The organism is Leptolyngbya sp. BC1307, from assembly GCF_002286735.1.
Classification (GTDB): domain Bacteria; phylum Cyanobacteriota; class Cyanobacteriia; order Phormidesmidales; family Phormidesmidaceae; genus Phormidesmis.
In genome coordinates this window covers 21,737-27,908 of record NZ_NRTA01000045.1, presented here as the reverse complement: position 1 = coordinate 27,908, position 6,172 = coordinate 21,737, and the positions used below count along the sequence as shown (strand labels likewise).

The following is a 6,172-nucleotide window of genomic DNA, read 5'->3' as shown; positions in this document are numbered from 1 at the left end:
TCTGGGCTTCGCCGCAGAGCTTTTTCTATCCGCCTGGCCAATGTGCTATTTGTTACTTGACTAGAAGCTCTGCTTTTCCCGCCTTGAGTTGATACCCCCAGAAACTACTGAAAACACTGCAGTTTATACTTTTTCAGCAGGCCCTAAATAGATATGGCCAGCAGCACATCTAAAAAGACAAACACCGCCCGAGGTAGCACCGCATTTTCTAAAATAGCCACGCCGACGACGCGCTCTAGCGGTTCGGGCAGAGACTTTACTCTGACGCCCATCGGAATCGGTTCGGCCTCTAACCTAGCGAGGACAGCGATGCCCAACCCTTTTTCTACCAGCCCCATCAAAGTAGAATCTTCTCGCACTTCGTAATCTATCGGCAGACGATGGCCAAAGCGAGATAAATGCACATCGACGAGCTGATTGTGGGCATGCGATCGCAAATTAGCCACTCGCGCATAGCTGGTTAGCTGCTCCCAGGTCAGCGGCCCCTGGTCTTCGCCAGGTGGCAGCAGCACTACAAATTCTTCTCGAAACAACTCCCACGACTGAAACTCTGACGAAACCGGCAGCAGCGTAAAGCCCACATCAGCCCGACCCTCTCGCAGCGCCTGTTCTACCCCGGCATAGAGATCGTGCTCGGCAATATCTACACTCAGACCGGGATGCGATCGCCGAAACTGAGAGATCACATTAGGCAAAATATGAGTCGCCACGGTGCGCACAGTCGCTATCCGCACTCGCCCGGTATGCAGCTCTCTGGCCTGATTCGCCGTCTGCCGAATGCCCTTAAGCTGATCGAGTACACCCTTTGCCTGCTGACAAATTTGCGTGCCGATAGGAGTCAGTACGGCCCCTGAATGGCTGCGCAAAAGTAAGACAACGCCCAAATCAGCTTCGAGAGTAGCGATCGCATGACTCACCGTTGACTGAGCTACGCCCAACTGCAGCGCCGCCGCGCTGAAGCCTCCCTGCCTGCTCAGCGACGGCCACCAGCGCCACTAGCTGTGAGATTTTGGGTTGCCCGTCGGCTGTTTTGACCATAGCCCCTTTTAATCACGCCTATTTTAATTGCGCCTTTCTAGTAGAGCGGAAAGCGGTCGCCAGAGCCATCGATACCGTCGATACGAGCCATCCATCCCATGCGTTGTCTGCGTTAGACCGCTGCCCCTACAGTAAGAAAAATTGCTCAGGCGATCGCTTATGCCCCACCACATCCGCCCAGCCACCGCCGCCGATCTTCATACCTTGCTTGGCCTAATTCATCTAAAAGCTGAGTTTGATGGCTGCCCGGCGGCGGTCACGGCTACCGCTGAAAAGCTCAACAACACGCTGTTTAGTTCACAGCCACTGGCGCATGTTCTGCTAGCAGAAACCGACTCGGACATCCCCGTTGGCTTTGCCAGCTATCACTTCACCTACTCCACCTTTCGCGCCCAGCCCAGCCTTTGGCTAGACGATCTGTTTATCAAAAGTGAACATCGTAATCAGTCCATCGGTACTGACCTGATTCAGCGGCTCTGCCAGATTGCTCATGAACATGGCTGTGGCCGCATCGACTGGACGGTCGATATTCACAACCAAGGGGGCATCCGCTTCTACGAGCGCATGGGGGGCAAATTGCAAACCCAGGTTCACCTATGCAGGCTCAGTCAGGCAGCGATCGCTCAGCATGTCTCCTAAGTTCTCTGATACCGCGCTGTTCAAAAATCTTGATCTCATCGGCGTATTGCTGATCTCGTTTGCGCTGCTGGTCACCAGTGCGCTGATTGGCAGCTTCATGGCCTATCCGCTGCTAGCAGCGCTGATTCTGTTCATTCTCATGCTAATGCGGCGCGGTTTCTCTCTGAAATCTCTATTGCGGATGGGTTTTATAGGGGCTCGCCAGTCTCTGCCTGTGGTCAAAGTCCTGTTGTTGATCGGCATGGTCACTGCTGTCTGGATGGCAGCAGGTACGGTACCAGCGCTGGTCTACTATGGCACCGGCCTGATCTCCCCGCGCTTTTTCATTCTCTGGGCGTTTTTACTCACTGGCGCTGTTTCTGTGCTGATGGGCACTTCATTTGGCACGGTGGGCACTTTGGGCGTAGCGCTGATGGTAATGGCACGCAGCGGCGGCGGCGATGTTGACCCGGTAGCAGGCGCGATTATTGCCGGGGCTTTTGTAGGCGATCGCTGCTCTCCCATGTCTTCTAGCGCTCATTTAGTAGCGAGCGTAACCCACACATCGCTATACAACAATCTACGCAACATGATAAGGAGTAGCCTATGGCCGCTGTTTCTCTCTTTAGGGTTTTACGCTGCTCTGGCAATCTTCTATCCAGTACAGCTCACTGATAACACCCTCACCACTGCGCTGCCCGAAGCCTTCGATCTTTCAGTCACTACATTTTTACCCGCTGCTGCGATTGTGCTGCTGGCGCTGCTGCGGGTAGATGTCAAGCTGTCAATGCTAGCGAGTATTGGTTTGGCAGTGGCGATCGCCCATCATCTCCAACACTATTCTTTTATCGAGATTGTTCAATTCACGCTATTTGGCTACCACCTCAACGACGCTACGCCGCTTAGTACCATTCTCTTAGGCGGCGGTCTGCTACCAATGGCCAAAGCCACCTTGATCGTCCTACTTTCTACAGCCTTTGCTGGCATCTTTGCCGGGAGCCGGGTGCTGGGTTGCCTTGATATCTGGCTCAACCGCATTCAAACGCGCCGTCAGTTGGGAGGGGCAACAGTAGCGATCGCGACCCTCACCAATCTTTTTGGCTGCACCCAGACCATCGCCATTTTGCTCACCGGGCAGATCATGCAGCCCCACTATCAAGCCTACTGGCAGAGTGAACCCATTAGCGACCAGCAGCTAGCCCTTGCGCTAGAAGATACCGCCGTCGTAATCGCGCCCATCATCCCCTGGAATATTGCCGGACTGATACCAGCCACAGTGCTAGCCGTCGGCCCAGGGTTTATCCCCTACATGGCCTATCTGCTCCTCTTACCGCTATTCGCTGCCCTCAGACATTCGCCCGTCGGCAAACAAAAGCCTGTCTTATAGCAGAGGCGGTTACTCAACAAACTCGATATTCTATGAGTCAAATTTAACCGCACCGCTATCTCTGTGCAGCGCTATGACCGACACTCAAAACCAGATGACTGCTAGCCTCACCCAAGCATTTGCTCAGGCAGAGCAGCTTGGCAGCTTGGTCTCAGCCGTTGGCACTCAGATCTTCAATAAAGTTTCTACCGCCGCTGCTGATACGTCCAGCCGTGTGGGTGAAGCAGCGACAGAGTCTGCCCATACTGCCTTGGAGCAAACGACTGAGAACGTTGGTAAAACCCTTCACCCCATTGCCGAAAACCCAGCTATTGACTATGTTGCCAAAATTCCCGGTCTTAAGTGGCTCACCAGCGCTTTAGGTAAGGTCGATAAAGAAAAGGCTGAGGCCGATGTCGCCAAGCTCAAAGCGAAGCATCCGACTGAATCCGCCGAAGACCTGGCCCACCGCATTATCGTCGATACGGCTATCAAAGCGGGCGGTATTGGCTTAGCGACTAACATTATTCCGCCAGTGGCTTTGGGGTTGTTTGCCGTTGATCTAGCTGCGATCGCCGCTCTCCAGTCAGAAATGCTCTACCGGATTGCTGCCGCCTACAGCTTTGATGCGGATGACCCGGCTCGCAAAGGCGAAGCGCTGACTATTTTTGCCTTCTCTGTTGGCACCTCTAGCGCTATTAAGACCGGACTGAGCGTAGTTGAGCTGGTGCCGTTAGTAGGCGCAGCCGTCGGTGCTGGCAGCAACGCTGGCATTCTCTACAGCTTTGGCATTGCCGCCTCACAGTTCTACAAAAGAAAGCGAGAGAAGAGACCGCTAGCACAGTAGGACGACAGGATCTCTGCTGACTTCTCTCTTTTTCCTACACCCGATCAGCTATTTAGCTGATCGGGTGTTTTTTAGATGATTCAGTGGGCTGATCAGGCTGCTGACAAAAAATGCCATCTCGCAGCTAGCTACCACATCGTCTTCAAAACGTCCTCTGTGCTTAAAGAAATGCTTGACGGCTCTGCGCGAATTACCCAAGACGATCCGGGTGACGATCACCGGCTTTTGCCAGGGCTTAGCCTTGGTCAGGCGCAGCGTACAGACATTCAAGCCGCTAGAGCGCACCAGCTTGAGCAAATAATCTTTCTCCAGTCGGCAGGCCGGAATCTGGTGATAGATGCACATTTTGGGGCTGTACCAGATTTCCCAGCCCGCCCGGCTGATATGAACCATGCTTTCAAAGTCTTCACCCTTAGAAGCTAAAGACTTGCCGACTGGCCCCTTTAGCCGCATTTGGTCGGGTATGCTGTCGAGCCACACCTGTCTGCGGACGGCCATCCCTGCGCCAGCGGGCAGGTCAAGCTTATCGGCGTTAAAAAGGCGAGGAGTTTCGCCATATTCTTTAATTGCGAGAAATCCCTGGATGCTTCTAAAGTTTTTGGGAGGAGTGACTTCAAATTCTCCGCGTATGCGGCTGCCAAATACACCTGCCTTGGGGTGAGCCTTACCGAAAGCATAGATCTCGGCGACCCAGTGACTGTCGGGGAAATTATCGTCATCGAGAAAGCTGATGATCTCTCCAGTGGCTTCGGCGATCGCTCGCCGCCGCGCAAAAGCAGCGCCCTGTCTAGATTCGAGAAAATACTTTAGAGCGTAGGGCCGATCCCAGCTAGCCTGGTAGTCTTGCACGATTTTCTGAGTGTCGTCGGTGCTGTTGTTGTCAACGACAATGATTTCCCAGTTGATTCCTTCTGTACCAGTCTGTGACTTGAGCTTATCTAAGATCTTACCGATTGTCTCTGTAGAGTTGTAGGCGCGGATAGCAACCGAAACATCTAGGCCCGGCTGTGGCTGACTGTGTGCTTGATCTGCGAGAGCCATAGTCTGTTTCACATGGGTAGAGCGATGCGCGGAAGGACATATCGGAATATCAGGCTGGCCGCGAGCCATGTCCGATAGTATCACGGGCGAAATCTAGAGACGGGGCCGCTCAGTAATAATTCAAACCAGGAAAATGCCTTTTTATAAAGGATTCGCGAGGATTGCAAAAAGGCGGGTTGACGGATGGGTTAGACAGCGTCAGGTTTCAGAAAACTTACGCAGGCAGACAAGCGAGTAAGGGAATGTAAGAGAGATCACACCATCGAAGCCGCCTCAATGAAAATGCGCTTTACTTCTGTATGGGTCGCTTTAATCTTCTTTTCAATTCGTCGTACCGCTGCTTCTATCTCATCAGAAGAAAGCTCGTCGTTGAATTCAATATTTAGCGCTAGCAGCACGTCTCGCGGCCCTAAATGCAGGGTGATCGGGGCTTCGGAAGCGGAGACGGCGACATCAGCGCGGACAATAGCCTTGATGCTTTCGCGGGTCTCGGGCGAGGCGCTTTCTCCGACTAGCAAGCCTTTTGTCTTGGCGACTAGCGCGGTTGCGACAACCGTCAGCAAAATACCAATTGAGATAGAGGCGATCGCATCGTAAACCGGATTGCTCGTAAATTCGCTCAGCCACACGCCAGCAAAGGCGATCGCCAGCCCCACCAGCGCCGCCGAGTCTTCGACAATCACAATAAAAGCGCCCGGATCTTTACTTTGGCCAATCGCCTTCCACAGCCCCAGGTCAGGGTTAGTCTGTGCCTTTTTAAATTCCCGAATGGAGACTGTTAGCGCGGCCCCTTCAAACAGCGCTGCCGCCCCGAGTACGCCATAGCTCACCAGCGGATTGCTAGCGGCTTCGGGCTGTTGCAGGCTGTGAATTCCTTGCAGCACCGACAGGCCACCCCCCAGCGAAAAAATCAGCACCGCTACTATCAGTGACCAAAAGTACAGCTCCTGGCTACGACCTAGCGGGTATTGCTCATCGGCGATCGCCTCGCTTTGCTTCAGCCCGTACAGCAGCAGCACTTCATTCACCGAATCGACAACCGAGTGAATGCCTTCTGAGAGCATGGCAGAACTGCCGCTGATAGAAGCGCCAATAAATTTGGCAATGCCGATGGCAACATTAGCCGCCATCGCCGCGTAAATGGAGGTCTTAGAACCCGTTGACATAGCTCCCGTCAATAAGTAGGCAAAAACGAGCAGTCAGGCATCATCATAGCGCTCGCCCGACTGCTCAAGATAGCGGTTTCACGGGACCCTACGGAG

General features: G+C 53.6%; 7 protein-coding genes. 3 read left to right on the top strand and 4 right to left on the bottom strand.

Features of this window, described 5'->3' with window-relative positions; genetic code table 11:
- Window positions 1-143: 143 nt before the first annotated feature.
- Window positions 144-938: a LysR substrate-binding domain-containing protein gene (locus CKL79_RS18325; protein WP_240518956.1), complete on the bottom strand. Its 795-nt coding sequence runs from the start codon at window positions 936-938 to the stop codon at window positions 144-146.
- Window positions 886-1,038 (bottom strand): hypothetical protein, encoded by a 153-nt coding sequence (locus CKL79_RS23970; protein ID WP_240518955.1) that lies wholly within the window; start codon window positions 1,036-1,038, stop codon window positions 886-888. The genes CKL79_RS18325 and CKL79_RS23970 overlap by 53 nt, the downstream gene beginning before the upstream one ends.
- 159 nt (window positions 1,039-1,197) lie before the next feature.
- Here CKL79_RS23970 and CKL79_RS18320 point away from each other — a divergent pair, with 159 nt between their 5' ends.
- The 3 genes from CKL79_RS18320 to CKL79_RS18310 all read left to right on the top strand — a co-directional run bounded on the left by CKL79_RS18320 (window position 1,198) and on the right by CKL79_RS18310 (window position 3,869).
- Window positions 1,198-1,677 carry a GNAT family N-acetyltransferase gene (locus CKL79_RS18320; protein ID WP_121971005.1) on the top strand — a complete coding sequence of 160 codons (480 nt, stop codon included), beginning with the start codon at window positions 1,198-1,200 and terminating at the stop codon, window positions 1,675-1,677.
- Window positions 1,667-3,043: a Na+/H+ antiporter NhaC family protein gene (locus CKL79_RS18315; protein WP_121971004.1), complete on the top strand. Its 1,377-nt coding sequence runs from the start codon at window positions 1,667-1,669 to the stop codon at window positions 3,041-3,043. Before CKL79_RS18320 ends, CKL79_RS18315 begins: the two co-directional genes overlap by 11 nt.
- 73 nt (window positions 3,044-3,116) lie before the next feature.
- Window positions 3,117-3,869, top strand: coding sequence for a hypothetical protein (locus CKL79_RS18310; RefSeq protein ID WP_121971003.1), 753 nt, complete (start codon window positions 3,117-3,119; stop codon window positions 3,867-3,869).
- 48 nt (window positions 3,870-3,917) lie between these two features.
- Here CKL79_RS18310 and hpsE read toward each other — a convergent pair whose 3' ends face one another.
- Together hpsE and CKL79_RS18300 are read right to left on the bottom strand one after the other, a co-directional pair.
- Entirely contained in the window at window positions 3,918-4,910 is a 993-nt protein-coding gene (gene hpsE, locus CKL79_RS18305; protein ID WP_121971002.1) for a hormogonium polysaccharide biosynthesis glycosyltransferase HpsE, read from the bottom strand.
- Between the two features lie 254 nt (window positions 4,911-5,164).
- Entirely contained in the window at window positions 5,165-6,076 is a 912-nt protein-coding gene (locus CKL79_RS18300) for a cation diffusion facilitator family transporter (RefSeq protein WP_121971001.1), read from the bottom strand.
- Between the last annotated feature and the right edge of the window lie 96 nt (window positions 6,077-6,172).

Coding starts and splice junctions, on each gene's coding strand:
- CKL79_RS23970 (WP_240518955.1), bottom strand. CDS start 1,038: ATGGTCAAAACAGCCGACGGGCAACCCAAAATCTCACAGCTAGTGGCG.
- CKL79_RS18320 (WP_121971005.1), top strand. CDS start 1,198: ATGCCCCACCACATCCGCCCAGCCACCGCCGCCGATCTTCATACCTTG.
- CKL79_RS18315 (WP_121971004.1), top strand. CDS start 1,667: ATGTCTCCTAAGTTCTCTGATACCGCGCTGTTCAAAAATCTTGATCTC.
- CKL79_RS18310 (WP_121971003.1), top strand. CDS start 3,117: ATGACCGACACTCAAAACCAGATGACTGCTAGCCTCACCCAAGCATTT.
- hpsE (WP_121971002.1), bottom strand. CDS start 4,910: ATGGCTCTCGCAGATCAAGCACACAGTCAGCCACAGCCGGGCCTAGAT.
- CKL79_RS18300 (WP_121971001.1), bottom strand. CDS start 6,076: ATGTCAACGGGTTCTAAGACCTCCATTTACGCGGCGATGGCGGCTAAT.